General features: G+C 71.7%; 18 protein-coding genes. 14 read left to right on the top strand and 4 right to left on the bottom strand.

Features of this window, described 5'->3' with window-relative positions; genetic code table 11:
* The first annotated feature begins 87 nt into the window (after positions 1-87).
* The 3 genes from Vau01_RS41590 (at position 88) to Vau01_RS41600 (ending at position 4,745) form a co-directional block, all read left to right on the top strand.
* The gene (locus tag Vau01_RS41590; protein ID WP_204005436.1) at positions 88-2,337 is read left to right on the top strand and encodes a S8 family serine peptidase; all 2,250 of its coding nucleotides are present in this window, start codon (positions 88-90) and stop codon (positions 2,335-2,337) included.
* Between the two features lie 110 nt (positions 2,338-2,447).
* On the top strand, positions 2,448-4,151 hold the full coding sequence (locus tag Vau01_RS41595) for an alkaline phosphatase family protein (protein WP_239152278.1): 1,704 nt from the start codon (positions 2,448-2,450) through the stop codon (positions 4,149-4,151).
* A 12-nt stretch (positions 4,152-4,163) separates the two neighbouring features.
* The gene (locus Vau01_RS41600; protein WP_204005438.1) at positions 4,164-4,745 is read left to right on the top strand and encodes an O-methyltransferase; all 582 of its coding nucleotides are present in this window, start codon (positions 4,164-4,166) and stop codon (positions 4,743-4,745) included.
* A gap of 11 nt (positions 4,746-4,756) precedes the next feature.
* Here the strand turns inward: Vau01_RS41600 and glgX are convergent, their stop codons facing one another.
* Together glgX and Vau01_RS41610 are read right to left on the bottom strand one after the other, a co-directional pair.
* Positions 4,757-6,871: a glycogen debranching protein GlgX gene (gene glgX / locus Vau01_RS41605; protein ID WP_204005440.1), complete on the bottom strand. Its 2,115-nt coding sequence runs from the start codon at positions 6,869-6,871 to the stop codon at positions 4,757-4,759.
* Positions 6,872-6,926: 55 nt separating this feature from the next.
* The gene (locus Vau01_RS41610; protein ID WP_204005442.1) at positions 6,927-7,790 is read right to left on the bottom strand and encodes a DUF4394 domain-containing protein; all 864 of its coding nucleotides are present in this window, start codon (positions 7,788-7,790) and stop codon (positions 6,927-6,929) included.
* A 72-nt stretch (positions 7,791-7,862) separates the two neighbouring features.
* Between Vau01_RS41610 and Vau01_RS41615 the strand changes: the two genes are divergently transcribed.
* Entirely contained in the window at positions 7,863-8,789 is a 927-nt protein-coding gene (locus Vau01_RS41615) for an aminoglycoside phosphotransferase family protein (RefSeq protein ID WP_204005444.1), read from the top strand.
* A gap of 85 nt (positions 8,790-8,874) precedes the next feature.
* Here the strand turns inward: Vau01_RS41615 and Vau01_RS41620 are convergent, their stop codons facing one another.
* On the bottom strand, positions 8,875-10,092 hold the full coding sequence (locus Vau01_RS41620) for a DUF6923 family protein (protein WP_204005446.1): 1,218 nt from the start codon (positions 10,090-10,092) through the stop codon (positions 8,875-8,877).
* A 116-nt stretch (positions 10,093-10,208) separates the two neighbouring features.
* Between Vau01_RS41620 and Vau01_RS41625 the strand changes: the two genes are divergently transcribed.
* The 6 genes from Vau01_RS41625 to Vau01_RS41650 all read left to right on the top strand — a co-directional run bounded on the left by Vau01_RS41625 (position 10,209) and on the right by Vau01_RS41650 (position 18,363).
* Positions 10,209-10,979, top strand: coding sequence for a bestrophin-like domain (locus Vau01_RS41625; RefSeq protein ID WP_204005447.1), 771 nt, complete (start codon positions 10,209-10,211; stop codon positions 10,977-10,979).
* Between the two features lie 104 nt (positions 10,980-11,083).
* Positions 11,084-12,508: a family 2B encapsulin nanocompartment shell protein gene (locus Vau01_RS41630; protein WP_239152279.1), complete on the top strand. Its 1,425-nt coding sequence runs from the start codon at positions 11,084-11,086 to the stop codon at positions 12,506-12,508.
* Entirely contained in the window at positions 12,505-13,881 is a 1,377-nt protein-coding gene (locus tag Vau01_RS41635; protein ID WP_204005449.1) for a family 2B encapsulin nanocompartment shell protein, read from the top strand. The genes Vau01_RS41630 and Vau01_RS41635 overlap by 4 nt, the downstream gene beginning before the upstream one ends.
* Positions 13,878-14,966, top strand: coding sequence for a polyprenyl synthetase family protein (locus tag Vau01_RS41640; protein ID WP_204005451.1), 1,089 nt, complete (start codon positions 13,878-13,880; stop codon positions 14,964-14,966). Before Vau01_RS41635 ends, Vau01_RS41640 begins: the two co-directional genes overlap by 4 nt.
* A gap of 5 nt (positions 14,967-14,971) precedes the next feature.
* Positions 14,972-16,168: a 4-hydroxy-3-methylbut-2-enyl diphosphate reductase gene (gene ispH, locus Vau01_RS41645; RefSeq protein ID WP_239152280.1), complete on the top strand. Its 1,197-nt coding sequence runs from the start codon at positions 14,972-14,974 to the stop codon at positions 16,166-16,168.
* Entirely contained in the window at positions 16,165-18,363 is a 2,199-nt protein-coding gene (locus Vau01_RS41650; protein ID WP_204005453.1) for a terpene synthase family protein, read from the top strand. The genes ispH and Vau01_RS41650 overlap by 4 nt, the downstream gene beginning before the upstream one ends.
* A 52-nt stretch (positions 18,364-18,415) precedes the next feature.
* Here the strand turns inward: Vau01_RS41650 and Vau01_RS41655 are convergent, their stop codons facing one another.
* Positions 18,416-19,186 carry a CPBP family intramembrane glutamic endopeptidase gene (locus Vau01_RS41655; protein ID WP_204005455.1) on the bottom strand — a complete coding sequence of 257 codons (771 nt, stop codon included), beginning with the start codon at positions 19,184-19,186 and terminating at the stop codon, positions 18,416-18,418.
* A 41-nt stretch (positions 19,187-19,227) separates the two neighbouring features.
* Here Vau01_RS41655 and Vau01_RS41660 point away from each other — a divergent pair, with 41 nt between their 5' ends.
* The 4 genes from Vau01_RS41660 to Vau01_RS41675 all read left to right on the top strand — a co-directional run bounded on the left by Vau01_RS41660 (position 19,228) and on the right by Vau01_RS41675 (position 23,473).
* Positions 19,228-20,235 carry an Hsp70 family protein gene (locus tag Vau01_RS41660; protein ID WP_204005457.1) on the top strand — a complete coding sequence of 336 codons (1,008 nt, stop codon included), beginning with the start codon at positions 19,228-19,230 and terminating at the stop codon, positions 20,233-20,235.
* A gap of 16 nt (positions 20,236-20,251) precedes the next feature.
* Positions 20,252-21,007 carry a YaaA family protein gene (locus tag Vau01_RS41665; protein ID WP_204005459.1) on the top strand — a complete coding sequence of 252 codons (756 nt, stop codon included), beginning with the start codon at positions 20,252-20,254 and terminating at the stop codon, positions 21,005-21,007.
* Positions 21,008-21,016: 9 nt separating this feature from the next.
* Positions 21,017-21,754: an aldolase gene (locus tag Vau01_RS41670; RefSeq protein WP_204005461.1), complete on the top strand. Its 738-nt coding sequence runs from the start codon at positions 21,017-21,019 to the stop codon at positions 21,752-21,754.
* A 174-nt stretch (positions 21,755-21,928) separates the two neighbouring features.
* The gene (locus Vau01_RS41675) at positions 21,929-23,473 is read left to right on the top strand and encodes a DHA2 family efflux MFS transporter permease subunit (protein WP_204005463.1); all 1,545 of its coding nucleotides are present in this window, start codon (positions 21,929-21,931) and stop codon (positions 23,471-23,473) included.
* Positions 23,474-23,764: the final 291 nt, after the last annotated feature.

Below are 23,764 nucleotides of genomic sequence, written 5' to 3' on the forward strand. Positions count from 1 at the left end.
ACGGCCGGTGCAGATAGACCGTCGGATAGGTGACTTGACGCCGTTGGGTGACTACCCGTCGTCAACCAGGGCTGGAAGACTCCGTCGGTGGCCACCAAACGAGTCATCGCGTACGGCATGAGTGAGGCCGAGCTGAGCGCCGCCGCCAGCCGGCTCGCCGAGACGGTCGTGACGAACAGCTACGTCATCGGGGACATCGACGAGGATGCGATCGCCGACCTGGAGGCCACCGGCGTCGTCGTCGACGACTACGCGCCCGCGCCGGCCGACGACGCGGGCGACAACCGGCGCTGGCTCGGCCAGGGTCGCCGACCGCGCGGTGACGACCTGCCCCCGCTCGCACCGGGCGACGCCACCCAGTGGCACGTGACGCTCGCCGACGGCCCGCTGCTCGACGAGCGGCGGCTCGCGATCGAGGACACCGGGGCCCGGCTCGAGGAGCGGGTGTCCGGCGCGTCGTACCTCGTCACCGCGACGCAGGACCAGGCCGACTCGGTGATCGGGCTCGACTTCGTCACCGACGTGACGCGCAACGGGCCGGAGGTCACCGGTCCGCAGGTGTTCACGGTCCCGAAGGCGGGTCCGCCCTTCGGCATGGCCGAGGAGGAGACCGGCCGCGACTGGGACCTGTGGCTCACCGAGGAGGAGGGCGCCCGCGACCGGGTGACCGGGTGGCTCGCCACCCGCGGGGTCGAGGTCGTCGGTGCGGGTGGCCGCCGGGTGCGCGTCCGCCTGACGGGTGACGCCCCGGCCACCGACGTCGCCGCGCATCCCGACGTGCTGACGATGGTGGAGCACGTGCCGCCGAAGCTCTTCAACGACGTGGCGTGCGACCTGCTCGGCGTCGCCGTCGCGGCGGCCGGCGTGGCGGTACCGGCCGGCGGCGAGGTGATCTCGCTGACCGGCAAGGGCCAGGTGGCCGCGGTCGCCGACACCGGCCTCGACGCCACGCACCCCGACTTCGCCGGCCGCGTGCGGCAGGTGGTCGCCCTCGGCCGGCCGAACAACGCGTCCGACCCGCACGGGCACGGGACGCACGTGTCCGGATCGGTGCTCGGCGACGGCTCGGCGTCGGGCGGGAAGTACCGGGGCGTGGCGCCGGAGGCGACGCTGTACTTCCAGTCGCTGCTCGACAAGCGCGGCGGGCTCGGTGGCCTGCCGGTGTCGCTCACCGACCTGTTCGAGCCCGCGTACCAGGCCGGCGCCCGGGTGCACAACAACAGCTGGGGCGCGGCCACCGAGTCGATGTACACGGTCGAGTCCACCGACGTCGACGCCTACGTGGCCGAGCGGCGCGACATGCTCGTGGTGATCGCCGCCGGGAACGAGGGCGTCGCGGCGGAGGCGCTGCACGCGCGGCCGGGGTTCGTCGACTGGCTGTCGATCGGCTCGCCGGCGTCGTGCAAGAACGCGCTGACCGTCGGCGCCGCCCGGAGCAGCCGCACCGAGGGCGGCCTGTCGGACCGCTCCTACGGACAGGTGTGGCGCGACGACTACCCCGACGGGCCGATCGGCGACGCGAGGGTGTCGGGCGACCCGCAGTGCCTCGCCGCGTTCAGCAGCCGCGGCCCGACCGACGACCGGCGCATCAAGCCCGACGTCGTGGCGCCCGGCACCGACATCGTCTCCACCCGGAGCGCCGACGCGCCCAAGAACCACTTCTGGGGGCTCGTGCCGGGCAACGACCGCTACGGCTACATGGGTGGCACCAGCATGGCGACGCCGCTGGTCAGCGGCTGCGCGGTGCTCGTCCGGCAGTATTTCACCGACGTCCGCGGGCACGCGCGGCCGAGCGCCGCGCTGCTCAAGGCGACGCTGATCAACGGCGCGCGGTGGCTCTCCGGCGACGACGCCGTCGCCGACTGGCCGAAGCGGCCCAACTACCACCAAGGCTTCGGCGCGGTGAGCCTGGCCGACAGCCTGCCCAACACGGGCGCACCCGACCTGCGGCTGGAGTTCCTCGACACCTGGGAACAGGAGAACCTGCAGTTCCGGAAGACCGGAGACCGGTTCCAGTTCACGGTGACGGTGCGGGCCGGGCTGCCGCTGCGGATCTGCCTCGCGTACACCGACCTGCCGGGCCGGAGCCTGCAGAACGACGTCAGCCTGATGGTGGGCGGCCCGGGCGGGTCGAAGTTCGTCGGGAACGCCGACCTGCCCAACCCGCTCACCCGCTCCGACGCCGACAACAACGTCGAGGTCGTGCGGATCGACGCGCCGGAAGCGGGCAAATACACGCTGCAGGTGTTCGCCCGCAACCTGCTCCGGCCGCCCCAGGACTTCGCGCTCGTGGTCACGGGTAACCTCGGCTCCGCGCTGACCCGTACGGCGGGTTGAACCGGCCGCACGCGTGAGCCGTACACCCTGTCGGCGCAGGTAGCCCCGCCCGCGCCGGCACGGAAGGACCACCCGCTTTGTCCATCATCACGCGCATTCGACGGCCGAAGGTGTCTCTCGTCACGGACGACACCGCCGCCCTTGCCGCGCTCGACATCAGGCGCGACCGGCGGGTGCTGGGCTGGGTGGTCACCGCACTCGCCGCGACCCTGGTGACGGTCGCGCTGCTGCTGCCGAACAAGGTCGGCCAGGTGGAGCCGAAGGCGTTCCTGCGGATCCCGGCCGAGGGCATCATCGCCGTCGCGCTGATCCTCGTGTGGCCGGCGCGGTTCGTCCGGCTCCGGCAGGTCGGTGCGGCGCTCGGGGGCACGCTGCTCGGCCTGCTCATGATCGTCAAGTTCCTCGACATGGGGTTCTACGCCTCGCTGGCCCGCCCGTTCGACCTGGTGCTCGACTGGGCGCTGCTCGACGACGCGCTGTCGTTCCTCGGCGACTCCATCGGCGAGGGCGGCGCGAAGGCCGTGGCGGTGGGCGTCATCGTGCTCGCGCTCGCGGTGGTCGCGCTGATGGCGCTGTCGGCGATGCGACTGAGCACCGTGATCACGCGGCACCGCACCGGGTCGAGCCGGTCGATCGCCGTCCTGGGGCTGGTGTGGGCGCTCGCCGCCGGGCTGGGCTGGCAGGCCACCCCGGCCCTGCCGATCGCGGCGCGGGGCGAGGCGGCACTGGCCATGGACCGCGCCCGGGCGGTCAAGGCGGGCCTGGCCGACCACGAGGTGTTCGCGGCCGAGGCGTCGGTCGACGCGTTCGCCGGGACGCCCGGCGACCAGTTGCTCACGCAGTTGCGCGGCAAGGACGTCATGCTCACGTTCGTCGAGAGCTACGGCCGCGACGCCGTGGAGGACCCCGAGTTCGCCACCCAGGTCGGCGCGGTGCTCGACGACGGCGCGAACCGGCTGGCCGCCAAGGGCTTCGCCACCCGCAGCGCGTTCCTCACCTCGTCGACGGTCGGCGGCGGCAGCTGGCTGGCCCACTCGACGGTGCAGTCGGGCCTGTGGATCGACAACCAGTCGCGCTACACCAACCTGGTCGCCAGCAACCGGCTGACCATCTCCGGCGCGTTCCGCAAGGCCGGCTGGCGCACCGTCGGCGTGATGCCGGCGATCGACCGGGCCTGGCCGGAGTCGAACTTCTTCGGGATCGACAAGGTCTACGACGGCCCCTCCATGGGCTACAAGGGCCCGAAGTTCGCCTACGCGCCGATGCCCGACCAGTTCTCGCTGTCGACGTTCCACCGCAACGAGCGGGCCGCCGCGCACGCGCCGGTGATGGCCGAGGTCGAGCTGATCTCCAGCCACTCGCCGTGGACGCCGTTGCCCAAGATGCTGGACTGGAACGGCCTCGGCGACGGCTCGGTGTTCGAGTCGCAGGTGCAGGGCGCCCCGTCACCGGACGAGCTGTGGACGAACACCACCAAGGGCCGGGCGGAGTACCGCAAGACGATCGAGTACTCGCTGAGCACGATCATCTCCTACGTCGAGAACTACGGTGACGAGAACCTCGTGCTCGTGTTCCTCGGCGACCACCAGCCCGCGCCGCTGGTCACCGGCGAGAACGCCAGCCGCGACGTCCCGATCACGATCATCGGCAGCCAGTCGGTGATCGACCGGGTCGGCTCCTGGAAGTGGCAGCCGGGCATGAAGCCCACCGCCGACGGCGCGCCGGTCTGGAAGATGGACCAGTTCCGCGACCGGTTCTTCGGCGCCTTCGGCCCCGGCGACGGCGCCACGACGACGGGCCAGCACACCGACTGAGAGACTCCTGCGATGGACGCCGCCCTCCGCACGCTCCTCGACGGGCTCTACGCCGACGGAACCACGCACGACGAGGCGCAGCCCGACCGGCTGCGCCGCCGGCGCAACCTCGAACCCGGGTCCGCCGAACTGCTCACGCTCGTGCTGCGCGTCGCCGGCGCCCGCGACGTGGTCGAGATCGGCACGTCGAACGCCTACTCCGCGATCTGGCTCGCCGACGCCGTCCGCGACACCGGTGGTCATGTGCTCACGGTCGACGTCGAGGAGTGGCCGGGCGCCGCCGAGAACCTGGCCCGGGCCGGGGTCGAGGCCGTCGTGGACCGGCGTCTGGGTGACGGGGGTGAGCTGCTCGCCGGTCTCCCCGACGCGAGCGTCGACCTGTTGTTCCTCGACGCCGAGCGGGTGGAGTACCCGAACTGGTGGCCGCACCCGGTGCGCGTGCTGCGCCCGGGTGCGGTGCTCGCGGTCGACAACGTGCTGTCGCACCCCGACGAGGTGGCACCGTTCCTCGCGCTGGTGGAGAAGCACGGCGGCTTCGAGTCCACCACGGCCACCGTCGGCAAGGGCCTGTACCTCGCCTGGTACCGGCCGTAGCGGATCAGCCTTTAACCGATCAGACACCGGAGGACGACCACGCTGTGGCCCTCCACCTCGACGCCGCCGTTCGGTTTCGTGGAGCCGTTCAGCCGGGCCGGGGTGGCGAGCAGCGGGTCGGCGCTGTCGGCCACCACCTCCCACAGCGCGCCGTACTCCGCGGCCGGCACGGTGAACGTCACCATCTCCGGCGTCGGGTTGAACATCAGCAGGAACGAGTTGTCGAGGATCTCCTCGCCGAGGGCGTCCCGTTCGTGGATGCCGTATCCGCTGAGGAACACCGCGATCGTGGCCGCGCTCGTCCAGTCCTCGCCGCGCATCGGCTGCCCGTCGTTGCGCAGCCAACCGATGTCGGGGAGCCCGGCGGGTCCGGCCGGGCGGCCGTCGAAGAACCGCCGGCGGCGGAACAGCGGGTGGTCGGCGCGCAGCTTCGTGAGCCGGCCGACGTAGTGGGTGAGGCTGTCGTAGTCGCGGGCCTCGTCCCAGTCGACCCAGCTGAGCTCGTTGTCCTGGCAGTAGACGTTGTTGTTGCCGCGCTGGGTGCGGCCGAGCTCGTCGCCGTGCGCGAGCATCGGCACGCCCTGCGAGAGCAGCAGCGTGGTGAGGAGGCTGCGCTTGCGGCGTTCGCGCAGTGCCTGCACCTCGGGGTCGTCGGTCGGCCCCTCGACGCCGGTGTTCCAGGACCGGTTGTGGCTCTCGCCGTCGCGGTTGCCCTCGCCGTTGGCGTCGTTGTGCTTCTCGTTGTACGACACGAGATCGTGCAGGGTGAAGCCGTCGTGCGCGGTGATGAAATTAATGGACGCGATGGGGCGCCGGCCGTCGATCTCGTACAGGTCCGAGGAACCGGCGAACCGCGACGCGAACTCGCCCAGCATGCCCCGCTCGCCCCGCCAGAAGTCGCGGACGGTGTCGCGGTACTTGCCGTTCCACTCCGTCCACAGTGGAGGGAAGCCGCCCACCTGGTAGCCGCCGTCGCCGACGTCCCACGGCTCGGCGATCAGTTTCACCTGCGACACCACCGGGTCCTGGTTCACCAGGTCGAAGAACGCGGCCAGCCGGTCGACCTCGTGGAACTCCCGGGCCAGCGACGCGGCCAGGTCGAAGCGGAACCCGTCGACGTGCATCTCGAGGACCCAGTACCGCAACGAGTCCATGATGAGCCGCAGCGACTCGTGGTGGCGCACGTTGAAGCTGTTGCCGGTGCCGGTGGTGTCGTAGTAGAAGCGCTTGTCCTCGTCGACGAGCCGGTAGTAGGCGGGATTGTCGATACCCTTGAACGACATCGTCGGCCCGAGGTGGTTGCCCTCGGCGGTGTGGTTGTAGACCACGTCGAGGATGACCTCGATGCCGGCCCGGTGCAGGGCCTTCACCATCGCCTTGAACTCCTGCACCTGCCCGCCCTCGCCCGCGAACGACGAGTACGCGTTGTGCGGGGCGAAGAACCCGATGGTGTTGTAGCCCCAGTAGTTCGTCAGGCCCTTGTCGAGCAGCCCTCCGTCGTGGACGAACTGGTGCACCGGCATCAGCTCGACGGCCGTCACACCGACCCGCTTCAGGTAGTCGATCATCACCGGGTGGGCCAGCCCGGAGTACGTTCCCCGCACGTCCTCGGGGATCCGCGGGTGGTTGACCGTCATGCCCTTGACGTGCGTCTCGTAGATCACGGTCTGGTGGAACGGGATCCGCAGCGGCTGGTCGTTGGCCCAGTCGAAGAACGGGTTGATCACGACCGATCGCGGGGTGTACGGCGCCGAGTCGAGGTCGTTCACCGAGTCGGGGTCGCCGAAGCGGTAGCCGAACAGCGCCTCGTTCCACTCGAACGTGCCGTCGATCGCCTTCGCGTACGGGTCCAACAGAAGCTTGTTGGGGTTGCACCGCAGCCCGGCGCCGGGGTCGTGCCGGCCGTGCACCCGGTACCCGTAGCGCTGGCCGGGGACCACGCGCGGCAGGTAGCCGTGCCACACCAGCGCCTCCCGTTCGGGGAGGTCGACGCGCGTCTCGCGGCCGTCGGCGTCGAACAGGCACAGCTCCACGCGCTCGGCGACCTCCGTGAAGAGCGCGAAGTTCGTACCACCGCCGTCGTAGGTGGCACCGAGGGGGTAGGGCGATCCCGGCCAGATTTTCACGTCTCGTGTCTATCAGCGTTGGCCGGGGATCGCCCGTCGAGGTGATTGTCCTAACCTACTGGTTCAACGGCAGCGCCAGGTCCGTCACCGTCACCGGGAAGTCACCGATCTTGCTGGCCTTACCGGTCACCAGCGACACCCGGTACATAGCGGACGGGCCGGTCGGCCCGGTGAGCGTCGCGAAGCCGAACGCGTCGACGGCGCGGTCGCCCCGCAGCATCGAGTAGATGTCGAACCCGGCGGCGGTGGCGTCCATGCCGAGCTTGCCGACCGGCACCAACTGGCCCGAGTTCGACGGCGACTGCATCGCGAGCTGATCCATCGTCACGTCGAGGTCGAACAACACGGCGCCGGTGTCGGGATTGAGATCGTTGTTGGTGTACGCGCCGGCGGTCACGCCGGTGCCCGGGGTCGTCGCCGGCGGGTACGTCAGCGCGGTGTCCGTGGCGGTCGTGCCGCCCTGCGCCATCATGTGCCGCAGGTTCTGCCCGGTGTCGCTGATGATCCGCACCCGGTCGGCGACCGGGTTGAAGTCGACGCCGAACGCCTTGCCGGTCAACTTGACCGTCAACTGGCTGACCTTGGTCGCCTTGGCGTTGTTGCCGACCTGGTAGACGCCGCCCGCCTCGCCGACGCCGTACAGCTTGCCGTCCTGCACCCGGTAGTCGATGCCGACCAGCCGGGTGTCACCGGCGAGCCCGGCGATCCGCCCGATCTCCTTGATGTCCGACGGCTTGTCGACGCGGAACCCGACCAGCCGCTGGTCGTCGGTGAGCCCGATCGCGCGCAGCACCGGCGACTCGTCGTACTCACTGGCCAGGAACAGCGGCGTGCGCTCCGGACCCAGCACCGCATATCCGGCGGCGCCACCGGTCACGCCGAGCGCCGCTATCAGTCCACCCAATATCCATCGCTTCACCATGTCTCGTCTTCGGTGCGGCGGGCCGGTCGGCTCGGTGTCGCGGACCCGACGTTCGGTACCGTGTCGCGGATGGACGCTGCGTTGCTTCAGTGGGCCGTCGACACGGCGGCGCCCGGTGCCGAGGTGGTCGAGGTCCGCGGGATGCGCGACGGCGGCTCGCCGTGGCGGGTCACGTACCGCGCGAACGGCGCCACCGGCAGCGTCGTGGTCCGCGCCGGCTCACCCGGCGACCAGGAACTCTTCGACATCGAGGCGACCGCGCTGCGCCTCGTCTCCGACCCCAGCGCCGGGGTGCCCGCGCCGCGCCTGCTCGCCACGCGCTTCCCCGCCCCGGTCGATTCCGCCCCGGTCGACTCCACCCCGGTCGGCTCTGCCCCGGTCGACGGCCCGGCGATGCTCATCGAGCGGCTGCCCGGGTCGAGCCGGATTCCCGACACCGCACCCGTGTCCCGCCTGCGCGCGCTGGGCGCGGTGGTGGCCGACCTCCAGGCCGTCCGTCCGCCCGACCACGCGTTGCCGCGCCGGACCAGGCCGATCGCCGGCGTCGACTTCGCCGCGCTGCGGCGCGAGCAACCGTCCGCGCGCCCGTTGCTCGCCGACGCGGAGAAGCGGATCGCCGCCCTGCCGGTGCCGGGCCCGTTCACCGGCCTGGTACACGGCGACCTGTGGCAGGGCAACGCGTTGTGGGACGGCGACCGCCTCACCGGCCTCATCGACTGGGACTGCGCCGGCGTCGGCCCACCCGGCGTCGACCTCGGCTCGCTCCGCTGCGACGCCGCGATCTGCTTCGGCGTCGAGGCCGCCGGGGAGGTCCTCCAGGGCTACGGCGACGCCGACGACGTCCCCTACTGGGACGCGGTGGCGGCCCTGAGCACGCCGCCGGACATGGGCTGGTTCGTCGGCGCCCTGCACGGCCAGGGCCGCACCGACCTGACCCGGGCGGTGCTCGTCGACCGCCGCGACGCCTTCCTCGAAGCCGCCCTCGCCGCGCTCTAGCCTCCAGCGAGTGTCGGCACATCGTGGAGGATGATCAGGCCCCCGACACTGATCATCCTCCACGATCACCATCGGCACCGGGGTGTCAAGGTCTCGGAGCTGCGATAGCCGGTGCTCGATCCGGTGCGGCCTGATCGAGCGTGGTATATCTCTGCCGGCGGAGCAGGCGGACCGCCACGACCGCGCCGAGGATCAGCGCGCCCACCACCGGGATCGTCCGCGTCGTCACCAGCCGCTCGCGCTCCGGCGCAGCCGCCCGTGCGGGGTGGCGCGGCCTCGTCGTCGCTCGCGGCCGGGGGCCGGGCGCCGGGCCGGTCGGTGGCGGCTCACCCAGGATGGCGCGCGCGGGGGCCGCCGGCGGCGGACCCGCCCGATGCGTAGCCCCCGCGGAAGGCGCCACGGGGGAAGCTGCAGAAGGCGCAACGGAAGATGCCACCGGAGGCGCCACAGAGGAAGCCACGGGAGGCGCCGCAGGGGAAGCCGCCGAAGGCTGCCGGACCGGGCACATTGCCGCGTCGGTCGATTCGGCGGGGTCCACCGTCGACACCGCGCGGGCCGGGCCCGTGCGCGGCACGCGGTAGATCGTGCCGCGCGCGGCCGGACGGTGGTACACCACGTACAGCGTGCCGTCCGGGGCCATCGCCGCGCCGCCGTAGTTCGAGCCTCCCGGCAACCCGGGCACCGGCGTCCGCACCGGCGCCAACGACGCGCGGCCGAGCCGCAGCAGGGCGGCCCGCCCGCCCGATCCGGTCACCGTCACCAGATCGCCCCGGGCGTCGAGGGTCCAGTCGCCGATGAACGCGGTGTCCGGCAACGGGCGGGTGGCGGTCACCGCCGGCGGGCCCGGCCGCAACCGGACCTCGCGCAGCGCGGCGCCGGCCGCCACCACGAGCGTCAGCGCCGAACCCGGGCCGGAGCGCACGGCCGCCGCATACGCCGCCGCCAGCGGGTAGCGGTCGGTCGAGGCGACCGGGCCCAGGTCGTCGACGGTTCCGTCGGAGCGGACGCGCACCGGGTGCGGGCCGTCGTCGAAGCGTTCGCCGTGGCGGCCGGCGGCCAGCCCGTAGACGGTGCCGTCGGGGTCGCAGCCGATCGCGTTGACGGTGTAGGGCAGCGCCTGGCGGCGCACCGTCCCGCCGGGGCCGGCCCGGTACAGCGTCGACGTCTCCGCGTCCGGTGCCCGTCCCACCCAGACCAGCCCGCTGGGCGGCCCGCTGTCGACGGCGTTCGCCGCTGGCACCGTCACCAGAAAACCGACCACCGCCGCGACCGCCGCTCCCCAGCGCCGTGTCGGGCTCTTCATCGCCGGCTCCCGGGGTGGACGTGCGCGCAACGCCGGGCGTGCGCCCGCCGATCACTGTTAGTTTCCCGCGCAGAACCGGACAATAAGGCGGTTTTCGCCAAGATGGGAACCAATTCGTGAACTTCGAAACGATCTTCGCCGGTGCCGTGGTGGTCGTCGTGACGGTGATCGCCGCGATCGGGGCGGCGACGCAGGTGCACCGGTACCTGCCGACGTCGGATCGGCGGGAGAACAACGACGTCGCCGGGGTGGCGTTCGCGATCGTCGGTGTGCTGTACGCGATCCTGCTGACGTTCGTGACGCTCAGCGTCTGGGAGGACAACGACGCGGCCGTCGACAGCGCGCGGGCCGAGGCCCGTGCCGTGGTGGAGGTCCGGCGCTACGCCGCCACCCTGCCCGGTCCGCAGAACGCCGCGCTGAGCGGGCTGGCGGAACGGTACGTCGACATCGTCGCCCGCGAGGAGTGGCCCCGGATGGCGGCGGGCGGGCAGGTCGGCCCGGCCGGCGGCGCGGTGCTCGACGAGATGTGGCGCGACGTCGATGCCGTCGTGGCCGCCGGCGAACCCGGTGTCGGCCGGCAGGCCGAGGCGCGCACGACGTTGCGGGAACTCGGGCAGGCGCGGGACGCCCGGCTCGCCGCCGTCGACGCCGGCCTTCCCGGGGTGGTCTGGTTGGCGCTGCTCGTCGGCGCGGTGATCGCGCTGGGCAACACGCTGCTGTTCGGGGTCAAGGGGATCGTGGAGTACCTGTCGATCGTCGCGATCCTGTCGGCGATGTCGGCGCTCATGCTGTACGCCGTCTACGAACTGGAGTATCCGTACCAGCGCAGCGAGCGCGTCACCGCGGAGGTGTTCCTCGACGCGGTCGGAACCCTGACGGGCCAATGATTACCGCAAACCGCCCGGCCGCCGGAGATCAGGTGCTAACTTCTGCCGTGCCTGCCCGATTTGTCCGAATTAAGGGCAAAACCTTCTGAGACGGAGAGAAGCACGTGACCGTACGCGAAGCGGAGCCGCTGAGCCGGACCGCGGGGGGCCCGGGCCCCGACCGCCTGAGTCTCAGCACCGCCGCGGCGAGGAACCTCGCGACGACCACCAAGACCGCGCCGCAGATGCAGGAGATCACCTCCCGGTGGTTACTGAAGCTCCTGCCCTGGGTGCAGGTCGGCGGCGGCGCGTACCGGGTCAACCGACGGCTCGCGTTCACCGTCGGAGACGGCCGCATCACGTTCACCAACGCGGGCGCGCGGGTGCGCGTCATCCCCGAGGAACTGTGCGAACTGCCGCTGCTGCGCGGTTTCGAGGACGTGGGTGCGCTGCGCGCGCTCGCCGACCGGTTCACGCAGCAGGAGTTCGCCGCCGGTGAGGTCATCGCGCGCGCCGGGCAGGCGGCCGACCGCGTCATCCTCATCGCGCACGGCAAGGTGCAGAAGCTCGGCGCCGGCGCGTACGGCGACCAGACCGTGCTGGGCGTGCTCGCCGACGGCGAGTTCTTCGGTGACGGCGTGCTCGCCGACGGCCAGGCCGCCTGGGACTTCACCGCGCGGGCCCTCACCCCGTGCACCGTGCTCATGCTGCCCCGGCACGCCTTCGACCAGATGAACGGCGGCTCGGACGCGCTCCGCGAGCACATCCGGCGGATGCGCGAGGCACCGCGTCCGGACACCAACCAGCACGGGGAGAAGGAGATCGCGCTCGCCGCGGGTCACGACGGTGAGCCGGCCCTGCCCGGCACGTACGTCGACTACGAGGCGGCGCCGCGCGAGTACGAGCTGTCGGTGGCGCAGACCGTGCTGCGGGTCCACTCGCGCGTCGCCGATCTGTACAACGATCCGATGGACCAGGTCGAGCACCAGCTGAAGCTCACCGTGCACGCGTTGCGGGAGCGGCAGGAGCACGAGCTGGTAAACAACCGCGACTTCGGCCTGTTGCACAACGCCGACCTGCGCCAGCGCGTCCATACCCGCACCGGCCCGCCGACCCCGGACGACCTCGACGAGCTGCTGTCGATGGTGTGGAAGGAGCCGACGTTCTTCCTCGCCCATCCGAAGGCGATCGCCGCGTTCGGCCGGGAGTGCACCCACCGTGGCGTGTATCCGTCCTCTGTGGACGTCGGCGGCCACCAGGTGCCGGCGTGGCGCGGCGTCCCCCTGTTCCCCTGCAACAAGATTCCGGTGACCGACACCCGCACCACGTCGATTCTCCTGATGCGCACCGGCGAGGAGCGGCAGGGTGTGGTCGGGCTGCACCGAACCGGCCTGCCCGACGAGTACGAGCCCGGCCTCAACGTGCGGTTCATGGGGATCAGCGAGCAGGCGATCATCTCGTACCTGGTCAGCACGTACTACTCGGCCGCCGTGCTGGTGCCGGACGCGCTGGCCGTGCTGGAGAGCGTCGAGACGGGGCGGGAGTCATGACCGCCGTTCTGGAGTACGAGCGGCTGAGCCTCAGCACCGCCGCGGCGAGGAACCTCGCCACCACCACCAAGACCGCGCCGCAGATGCAGGAGATCACCTCCCGGTGGCTGCTGCGGGTGCTGCCGTGGGTGGAGACCAAGGGTGGCGTCTACCGGGTCAACCGCCGACTGTCCTATGTGGTCGGTGACGGCCGGGTGACGTTCACCAACACCGGAGCCGACGTGCGGGTGATCCCGCGGGAACTCACCGAACTGCCGGCGCTGCGCGGCTTCGCCGACGACGGCGTGCTGTCGGCGCTCGCCGACCGGTTCCGCCAGCAGGAGTTCGGCCCCGGCGAGCCGATCGCCCGCGAGGGCCAGCCCGCCGACCGCGTCGTGCTGATCGCGCACGGCAAGGCGCGCTGCACGAGGGCGGGCGCCTACGGCGACCCGGTGACGCTCGGCGTCCTCGGCGACGGCGAGTTCTTCGGCGCCGACCTCCTGGCTGCTCCGGATGTCTCGACCTGGGACGCGACCATCACCGCGCAGACCGCGTGCACCGTCCTCGTGCTGCACCGCGACGAGCTGAACGGCGCCTTTTCTGTCCTTCGGGAGCACGCCGCCACTCTCGCGGAAGGCCGGAACCGCCCGCAGAACAAGCACGGGGAGAAGGAGATCGCGCTCGCCGCGGGTCACGACGGTGAACCGGCCCTGCCCGGCACGTACGTCGACTACGAGGCGGCGCCGCGCGAGTACGAGTTGTCGGTGGCGCAGACGGTGCTGCGGGTCCACTCGCGGGTGGCCGATCTGTACAACGATCCGATGGACCAGGTCGAGCACCAGCTGAAGCTGACCGTGCACGCGTTGCGGGAGCGGCAGGAGCACGAGCTGGTCAACAACCGCGACTTCGGCCTGCTGCACAACGCCGACCTGCGCCAGCGCGTCCATACCCGCACCGGCCCGCCGACCCCGGACGACCTCGACGACCTGCTCTCGCGCCGCCGCAAGACCCGGTACATCCTCGCGCATCCGCGCGCGATCGCCGCGTTCAACCGCGAGTGCACCGGGCGCGGCGTGTATCCGTCCACGGTGGACGTCGACGGGCAGACGATGCCCGGCTGGCGCGGCGTCCCGCTGCTGCCGTGCGACAAGATCCCGGTCTCCGCGACCGGCTGTACGAGCATCATCGCGATGCGCACCGGCGCCGACGACCAGGGCGTGGTGGGGCTGCGCCAGACCGGCCTGCCCGACGAGTACGAGCCCGGCCTCAACGTGCGGTTCATGGGGCTCGACGAGCGCGGCATCATCTCGTACCTCGTCAGCACCTACCACTCGGCCGCCGTGCTGGTTCCGGACGCGCTGGGCGTCCTCGACAGCGTGGAGGTGGACCGATGACGACCGTGGCCGAGGCGCGCACCGCCACTGAGATACTGGCGTGGAGCCGGGAGGCGGTCGAACCGATGCTGCGGCTCGCGGTCGACTCGCTGCCCGGCTCGATGCGCCGGGTCGCCGGCTACCACCTGGGCTGGTTCGACGCCGCCGGCGAGCCCGCCGACGCCGACGCCGGCACGGCCGACCCGCGAAGCTCCGCCCTGCGGCCCGCCCAGGCCGCGGGCAAGGCGATCCGGCCGGCGCTGGTGCTGCTGGCGTCGGCGGCCGTCGGTGGCATCGCCGACAGCGCGATGCCCGCCGCCGCGGCCGTCGAACTCGTGCACAACTTCTCGCTGCTGCACGACGACGTGATGGACGGCGACGAGACCCGCCGGCACCGGCCCACCGCGTGGACGGTGTTCGGCCGCGACGCCGCGATCCTCGCCGGTGACGCGTTGCTGTCGCTCGCGATGGACGTGCTCGCCACGGGCACGCGCGGGTGGAGCGCCTCCGGGCCGTCCGCGGTCGGCATCCTCTCCGCCGCGGTCCAGAAGCTGTTGGACGGGCAGAGCGCCGACCTGGAGTTCGAACTGCGCGCCGACGTGGGGCCGGGGGAGTGCCGGCGGATGGCCGAGGCGAAGACGGCCGCGCTGCTGGCGTGCGCCTGCGAACTCGGTGCCCGCAGCGGGCGCGGTGCCGAGTTCCGGGTGGCGCACCTGCGCGACTTCGGCGCCGCGCTCGGTGTCGCGTTCCAGGTGGTCGACGATCTGCTCGGCATCTGGGGCGACCCGGCGGTCACCGGCAAGCCGGCGCATTCCGACCTGCGCAGCCACAAGAAGTCGTTCCCGGTGACGGTGGCGCTCGCCGCCGATTCGCCGTCTTCACTGGAACTGCGCGAGCGGTACCGGCGGGTCGAGCCGTGCGGCGAACGGGACCTGCAGCGCGTCGCCGATCTCATCGAGGCGACCGGCGCGCGGACGTGGTGCCAGCACACCGCCGACGCCGTGCTCGCCGAGGCGCTCGACCACCTCGTGGCCGCGGGCGCACCGGGTCGCGTCGAGGCGGACCTGCGGACGCTGGCGGCCTTCGTCACGCGTCGCGACCGATGATCCCGGTGGGGACGGCGGCAACGGTCGCCGCTGCCGCGACGGCCGCGACGGCCGCCACTGTCGCCTCGGAACTCGACCTCGGCGGGCGCCGCGTGCCCGCGCCGGCGGCGGCGCTGGTCGCGGGTAGCCTCGCGCGGGCCGGGGTCGCGGTGGCCCACCGTCCACTGTGTCTGTCCGATGTGGACGTCGCGGCGATGCTGCCCGGACCCGTGGCGCTGGCGGCCCGCGGGACCGGTGCGGCGCCGGCGGTGGCGGCCTGGTTGGCGGTGGCCGCGCCGCGGACGGTGCTGCTCGCCGCGCCGCGGTCGTTCTGCGCCGGTGTGGAGCGGGCGATCGAGATCGTGGAACGCTCCCTTGTGGACGGACCCGTGTTCGTACGCAAGCAGATCGTGCACAACACGCACGTGGTCGCCGGCCTGAGCGCGCGCGGCGCGACGTTCGTCGACGAGCTCGACGAGGTGCCCGACGGGTCCACCGTGGTCTTCTCCGCGCACGGCGTCTCACCCGCGGTGCGCTCCCTCGCCGACCGTCGGGGGTTGCGGGTGGTCGACGCGACCTGCCCGCTGGTGGCGAAGGTGCACGTGGAGGCGCGGCGGGCGGCGGCGCGCGGCGACACGATCGTCCTCATCGGACACTCCGGTCACGAGGAGGTGGAGGGCACGCTCGGCGAGGCGCCCGCCTCGACCGTGCTCGTGTCGACCGCCGACGACGTCGACCGGTTGTCGGTGCCCGATGCGTCCCGCGTCTCCTTCCTGGCGCAGACCACGCTGGCCGTCGACGAGACGGCCGCGGTGGTGTCGCGGCTGCGGTCCCGCTTCCCGGAGGCGCGCGGCGCCGCCGAGGAGGACATCTGCTACGCCACCACGAACCGGCAGGACGCGGTGCGGCTCATCGCGTCCGACGCCGACCTGGTGCTCGTGGTCGGTTCGGCGAACTCGTCGAACTCCCGGCGGCTGGCCGAACTCGCGGCGCGGCAGGGCACCCGGGCCGAACTCGTCGACGACGTGTCGGACGTGCGGCCGGAGTGGCTGGCCGGCACGCGGACCGTCGGGCTCACCGCCGGCGCGTCCGCTCCGCCGGGTCTCGTCGACGACCTGGTCGGCGCGCTCGGTGGCCTCGGACCGGTGACCGTCACCGAACGCCGCGCGGCGACGGAGACGGTTCGGTTCGCCCTTCCCCCGCTTCGAGAGGTAACACGGTGACCGCGCCCTACCGGCTGCCCGACTTCTACGTGCCGCACCCGGCCCGGATCAACCCGCATCTCGAACAGGCGCGCGCGCATTCGCTCGCGTGGGCGCGCGGGATGGAGATGGTCGAGGGGTCCGGAATCTGGACCGTCGAGGACCTCGAGGCCCACGACTACGCGCTGCTGTGCGCGTACACGCACCCCGACGCGTCCGCTCCCGATCTGGACCTCGTGACGGACTGGTACGTCTGGGTCTTCTTCTTCGACGACCATTTCCTGGAGACGTTCAAGCGCAGCCGCGACACGGCCGGCGCCAAGCGGTACCTGGACCGGTTGCGGCTGTTCATGCCGATTTCCGGTGCCACGGTTGAGGTTCCGACGAACGCCGTCGAGCGGGGCCTACTCGACCTGTGGACGCGAACCGTCCCGTTCCGGTCGCCGCAGTGGCGGGCGCGGTTCTTCGACAGCACGGCGGCGTTGCTCGACGAGTCGCTGTGGGAACTCGGCAACATCAGCGACGGCCGGGTGGCGAACCCGATCGAGTACGTCGAGATGCGCCGCAAGGTCGGCGGCGCGCCGTGGTCGGCCGACCTGGTGGAGCACGCGGTGAACGCCGAGGTGCCGGCCGCCGTGGCTTCGAGCCGGCCGTTGCGCGTCCTGAAGGACGCGTTCGCCGACGCGGTGCACCTGCGCAACGACATCTTCTCGTACGAACGCGAGACGCGTCGCGAAGGCGAATGCAACAACGGCGTGCTCGTGGTGGAGCGGTTCCTCGGCTGCTCGCCGCAGCGCGCCGCCGACACCGTGAACGAGTTGCTCACCTCGCGGCTGCAGCAGTTCGAGAACACCGCGGCGACGGAGTTGGCGCCGCTCCTGATCGAACACGGCCTCTCGCCGGCGGAGTGCGCGTCGGTGCTGAAGTACGTGCAAGGCTTGCAGGACTGGCAGTCCGGCGGCCACGAGTGGCATCTCCGGTCGAGCCGCTACATGAAGTCGAGCGGCCCGTCCGGCACCGTGAGCACCACGCGCGCCCGGTCCCTGTCCCACGTTCCGTACCGTCCTATTGAGACGGTCGACCTGCCACCGGACCTCTATCAGCCTTTCCCGGTACGGCTGAGCCCGCATCTCGACGGCGCCCGCCGCTTCGCGATCGGGTGGGCGCGGGAGATGGGAATGCTGGCGGCGATATGGGACGAGGAGAAGCTCGCCGGGATGGACTTCGCGCTCTGCGCGGCGGCGATCCACTGGTCCGCGTCCGCGTCGCAGCTTGACCTGTCGACGGGCTGGCTCACCTGGGGCACCTACGCCGACGACTATTTCCCGCTGATGTTCCAGCATTCCCGCGACCTCGTCGGCGCGTCGGTGTTCGTGAAGCGCCTCCCGTCCTTCATGCCACTGGACGGTTCCACGGCCGACACTCCGACGAATGCCGTCGAGCGTGGTCTTCTGGACCTGTGGACGCGCACCGCGTCCACCATGACCCCGACGATGCGGGCACAGTTCCGCAACGCGGTGCTCGACATGACCGACAGCTGGTTGTGGGAGCTTGCCAACGTGGCGCAGAACCGCGTGCCCGATCCGGTGGACTATCTGGAGATGCGGCGCCGCACGTTCGGGTCAGAATTGACGATGAGCCTGTCACGGCTCCACCACTCCCGCCGGATCCCGCCGTCGGTGTTCGCGAGCCGGCCCGTGCGGTCGTTGGAGAATGCGGCCGCCGATTACGCGTGCCTGGTGAACGACCTCCGGTCGGTGCGCAAGGAGGTCGAGTTCGAGGGCGAACTGAACAACGGCGTCCTCGTGTTCTCCCACTTCCTCGCCTGCCCGATCCCCGAAGCCGCCGCCCACACGGTGGCGCTGATGACCGCCCGCCTCCAGCAGTTCGAGCGCGTGGCCGAGGTCGACCTGCCCCAGCTGTACGACGACCGCTCCCTCGACGGGGCGGTCCGCGCCGCCGTCGACGGCTACGTCGACGAGCTGAGAGACTGGATCGCCGGCGTGGTCCTGTGGCACCAACGCACCACCCGCTACGACGCCCCCTCCCACCGTCCCAGTAGCGACGCACCCCGGAATCCGCCGTGGCGCCGCCCGCCGGTGCCGGCGGGGGCGTTGCCGGCGGCGGATCGGCGCGTCGGCTACCCGTCCGGCCTGGGCACGTCGGCCCTCTCCCTGGCCGACCGCCTCCGCGCCCGGCAGGAGCAACCAGCCTAGCCTCCTAGGACGCCAACGGCGACGTGCGGCGGTGCACCGGATCCGGCGCAGGTCAACTCTGCTCGCGGGGGGAGCGGATGACCAACGGCGCCGCCGGTGCCCGCGGCGGGTCGTCCTCGCGGGGTGGGAGCATGAGGAGGCCACGGAGGTCGATGGCCACGTGCAGGAGGATCGCCGGAATCAGGCTGCCGGTCCAGAGGCAGAAGCCGGTGCACGCGAACCCGATCGCGGCGGCGAACAGCATTCCCTGGCGGCCCTGGTAGAGGTGGTTCGCGGCGAACACCACCAGCGCCAGCAGGCCGGCGAGCAGCGGGTGCAACCCGAAGAGTCCCACGCCGACCGCCAGCAGCAGGCCTCGGTACACGAGCTCCTCGCAGACACCGGCGCTCACGGCGACCAGCGCCGCGAGGCGTCGCTCGGCGGGGTTGCGGGGGAGGATCGCGTCGAGTCCCGGCGGGCGGCGGACGGCGTCACCCCGCAGGATCCGGCGGCGCAGGACCAGCCCGGCACCGAGGACGGCGAGGCTGAGCACCACCGCGTAGACCGTCCACCACCAGGTGCCCGGCCGGTTGCCCACGAGTCCCACGTGTTCGCGGCCGATGCCGGCGGCCGTGGCCACCACGGTGAGCGCGACCGCCGCGCTGATCCACTGTTCGACGAGCGCCTCGGCGTAGAACCGGGCCGGCCGCACCCGCCCCGCCTGGATCCTGCGCCGCAGCCGGTGACCCAGCACCGGTCCCACGACGAACAGGTACACCGCGAGCAGGGCGACGAGCGTCGTGGACAGGGCATCGAACCGGGGGACCGGCCAGTCGGGCTGCACGCGGGCAGGATACGGCGGACCGGCTGCCTACACTCGCACCCATGCCCGAGTTCGACGCCGGTCACACGCTCGGCGTGGACATCGGCAGCAGCACCACGGTGGCCGCCGCCCGCACCCCGGACGGCCGGGTGCGGATCCTGCCCGTGCTGCGCACACCCCGGACCCCCGACCACGAGGCGCTGCTGGCGGAGGTCCGCGCCGGGCTGCGCCGGAAGGTCCGACCCGAGCTGATCCTGACGTACCCGCACGGGTGGGACGGCACTCGGCAGGCCACGCTCGTCGATGCCGCGCGGGCCGCCGGGTTCGACGCGGTCCGGGTGATCGCGGGACCGCTGGCGGCCGCCGCGTACTACACCTCCGTTCTCGGCCGGCCGTTGCCGTTCGGCGCGGCGCTCGTCGTGCACGACCTCGGCGCGACGTTCGACGTGGCCGTCGTCGTGCGGCGCGCGCTCGGCCTCGAGGTGGTCGCCGCCGAGCACCGTGACGTCGGCGGCGCCGCCATCGACCGGGGCATCGTCCGCTACATCGGGGGCACCGGCCCGGTGTGGCAGTCGATGCGCGAGCCGGTCACGGACGAGGACCGCCGCCTGCGAGACCAGCTCTGGGACGCCGTGCGCACGGCGAAGGAGCAGCTGTCGACGGCCACCTCGGCGCGGTTCACGCTGGCCCGCCGGAGCATCGAGGTCGAGCTGACCCGTGGGGTGGTCGACCGTCTCGTGGAGCCGGTGGTCCGCGAGACGATGGAGGTCACCCGGGACCTGGTGCGGACGCTGACCCCCACCGAGGACCCGATCGGCATCCTGTACATCGGCGGCACGACGCGCGTCCCGCGGCTGGCCGCCGCGCTGGCGGCATCGGGGAGCGCGGCATCCGGCAGCGCGGCATCGGGGAGTGCGACAGCCGGGAACGCGGCACCCGGGAACGCGGTGGCGGTGACCGTCGATCGGCCGGAGACGGTGCTGGCCCACGGCGCCGCGGTCGCGGCGGCCGCCGATGCCGCACACCAGGGGGAGATGCCGGCACGGCGATGGTGGCGGCTCGGCCGTTGATGTCTACAGTTCCTGCGTGCTGATCCTCCTGCCTCCGTCGGAGGGGAAAGCGGCGACGCCGCGCCGCGGGCGTCCCGTTGATTTCTCCCGCCTGTCGTTGCCCGCGCTCACGCCCGTCCGGGAAAAGATCGTGGACGCGGTGGCCGAACTCTGCGCGGACCCCGACCCCGCTCGGCCCCGGGCCGTGCTCGGGCTCGGCCCGACGCAGGACGACGAGATCCGCCGGAACGCCGCCCTGCGCACGACGCCGGCCGTGCCCGTGGCCACCCTGTACACGGGCGTGCTCTACGACGCGCTCGGCCTGGCCACGCTCGACCCGGCCGCGCGGCGCCTGGCTAATCGGTCGGTTCTCGTGTTCTCCGGGCTGTGGGGCGCATTGAGGTTGACGGACCGGGTTCCCTCGTACAAATGTTCCATCGCCAGCACGTTACCCGGCATCGGCGGCCTCACCGCCTTCTGGCGGCCGTCCTTAGGCGAGACTTTGCATTCGACGGGGCTGGTGCTGGATCTGCGGTCGGGGGCGTACGTCCCGATGTGGCAACCGCCCGCCGGCCGCACCGTCGCCGTGCGCGTGCTGCAGGAACGCGACGGCCGCCGCACGGTCGTCTCGCACTTCAACAAGGCGACGAAGGGACGCATGGTGCGTGACCTGCTGTCGGCCGGTGCCGCCCCGCGTTCCGCCGCGGCGCTGGAGGCCGCCCTCCGCGACCTGGGCTACACGGTGGAGGCGCCCGCTCCCGGCCGGCTCGACGTGCTGGTGACCTCGCTCTAGGCTGCGGAAATGCTCTCGTATCCGGCCGAGCGTGCCGACCTCGCCGCCGCCCTGCGCTGGGCCGCCCGGCTGGAGTTCCAGGAGGGCGTCGACAACCACTTCTCGCTGGCGGTGCCCGACGCCGACGGCGTCTGCACCGGGAACCGGTTCCTGGTGAACCCGTACGGCCTGTTCTGGTCGGAGGTCACCGCGTCGTCGCTGGTGCTGTGCGACGGTTCCGGCACCGTGATCGAGGGTGACCACGAGGTGGAGGCGACGGCGTTCTTCATCCACGCGCCGATGCACGCCGCGCAGGTGAAGGCGGTTCTGCACACGCACATGCCGTACGCGACCGCGCTGTCGCTGCTCGACGGCGTGCGGTTGGAGATGGTGCAGCAGAACGCGTTGCTGTTCCTCGACCGCATCGCCTACGACGACGAGTACAACGGCTTCGCCCTCGACAAGGCCGAGGGGGAGCGGATGGTCGAGGCGCTCGGCGACAAGGCGGTGCTGATGCTCGGTGGGCACGGCGTCGTCACTGCCGGTGACACCGTGGCGGAGGCGTTCGCCGACCTGTACTACCTGGAGATGGCGGCCCGCGCGCAGGTGCTGGCGATGTCGACCAACCGGCCGCTGCGGCCGGTACCCGACGAGGTGGCGCGGCGGACGGCGGCCCAGGCGAAGCCGGAACTGGCCCTGGTCGCCGAGCGGTTTTTCGAGGCGATCAAGCGGACGTTGCGGCGGGAAGAACCCGAAACCTTCAGCTGAGCGCTTACCGACCGTGACGCAACTCATATCAGGCGAGTTCTGTCATACGGTTCCCTTAGCCTGGGTGGCGATTGCCGATGATCACTCAGGGGATCCACAGGTTCCGGGCGTGATGATGCCCTTCCGTGTGCCTGTTCCCCTCACGGCCCACGCACACCAAAGGGAGCTCGACCGATGTCCGTTTCAGCGGGGACCCCCGCCAAAGCGCCTCTGGGCGACGACAAGCTCGACGCAGGCGTCCTGAAGGTGGCGGGCGTGGTGGTGATCGGCGCCATCATGTCGATCCTCGACGTCACGGTCGTGAGCGTCGCGCTGCCCACGTTCCAGAACGAGTTCCAGGCGACTCCGGCCACCGTCGCGTGGACGATGACCGCCTACACGCTCGCTCTTGCCGCGGTGATTCCGGTCACCGGCTGGGCGGCCGACCGGTTCGGCACCAAGCGCCTGTACCTCACGTCGCTGGCCCTGTTCGTCGCCGGCTCGGTGCTGTGCAGCATGGCGTGGGACATCGGCCCGCTCATCGCGTTCCGCGCGTTGCAGGGCATCGGCGGCGGCATGCTGATGCCGCTCGGCATGACGATCATGACCCGCGCGGCCGGCCCGCAGCGGATCGGCCGGGTCATGGCCGTGCTCGGTATCCCGATGCTGCTCGGCCCCATCGGTGGCCCGATCCTCGGCGGCTGGCTGATCGAGTCGGCGAGCTGGCACTGGATCTTCCTGATCAACCTGCCGATCGGCATCGTGGCGTTCATCCTGTCGTCGATCGTGCTGCCGAAGGACAACCCGCAGCCCGGGGAGACGTTCGACTTCCTCGGCCTGCTGCTGCTCTCGCCCGGCCTCGCGCTGTTCCTCTACGGCGTGTCGTCGATCCCCGAGGCCGGCACCGTGGGTGACCCGAAGGTGCTGGTCCCGGCCGCGATCGGCCTGGTGCTCATGATCGCGTTCGTCGGGCACGCGCTCCGCAAGGACCACCCGCTCATCGACCTGCGCCTGTTCAAGAACCGCAACCTCACCGTCGCGGTGATCACGATGTCGCTGTTCATCGTGGCGTTCATGGGTTCGATGCTGCTGCTGCCCAGCTACTTCCTGCAGGTTCGCGGTGTGAGCACGCTCGAGACCGGTCTGCTCATCGCCCCGCAGGGCCTCGGCGCCATGGTCACCATGCCGGTCGCCGGTCGGCTCACCGACAAGATGGGTCCGGGCCGCTTCGTGCTCGGCGGTATCGTGCTGATCAGCCTCGGGATCGCGAACCTGACCCAGGTCACCGACGACACACCATACGTCCAGCTCCTCGGCGGCCTGTTCGTGATGGGCCTCGGCATGGGCATGACGATGATGCCGATCATGTCGGCCGCCCTGGCCACCCTCACCGACCACGCCATCGCCCGCGGGTCGACGCTGATGAACATCGTCCAGCAGGCCGGCGGCTCGATCGGCACGGCGGTGATGTCGGTGGTGCTGACCAACGAGGTCAAGGACCGCCCGGCGGCGAGCGCCCTGTACGCGGTGGCCCAGGGCAAGGCCACGCCCGAACAGGTCGGGCCCGTCCTGCTCCAGCAGGGCCCGTCCGCCCTGGCCGACGCGTTCGGCTCGACGTACATGGTGGCGCTGGTGCTGGTGCTGGCGTGCATCATCCCGGCGCTGTTCCTGCCGCGGAAGAAGATCCAGCGCACGCCCGAGCAGGAGGCCGAGGCCGCCGTGCCGGTGGCGATGCACTGACCTGTCGCCGGGTTCGGCAATCGGGGGTGGGGCCGGGCGGCCCCACCCCCGACTGCTGTCCAGCCACCGGGAACGGCATCACGTGCGGCCCCCACCGCCGCCGATCTTGCAGTTGTGCTCGCTTGAAATCAGGATGAATCCGGCGAAAGGGCGGGCACAAGGCTCTCCGGTCGCTTGTGTGGGTGTCCGGCTCTCCGGTCGCTTGTGTGGGTGATCGGCGGGTCGTGACGGGGCGCACGCCGTTGCCTGGCCTAGGTTCCGAGCTGTCTGACGGCTTCGGTTCTAGGTGGG

This window comes from Virgisporangium aurantiacum (assembly GCF_016863635.1).
Taxonomy (GTDB): Bacteria; Actinomycetota; Actinomycetes; order Mycobacteriales; family Micromonosporaceae; genus Virgisporangium; species Virgisporangium aurantiacum.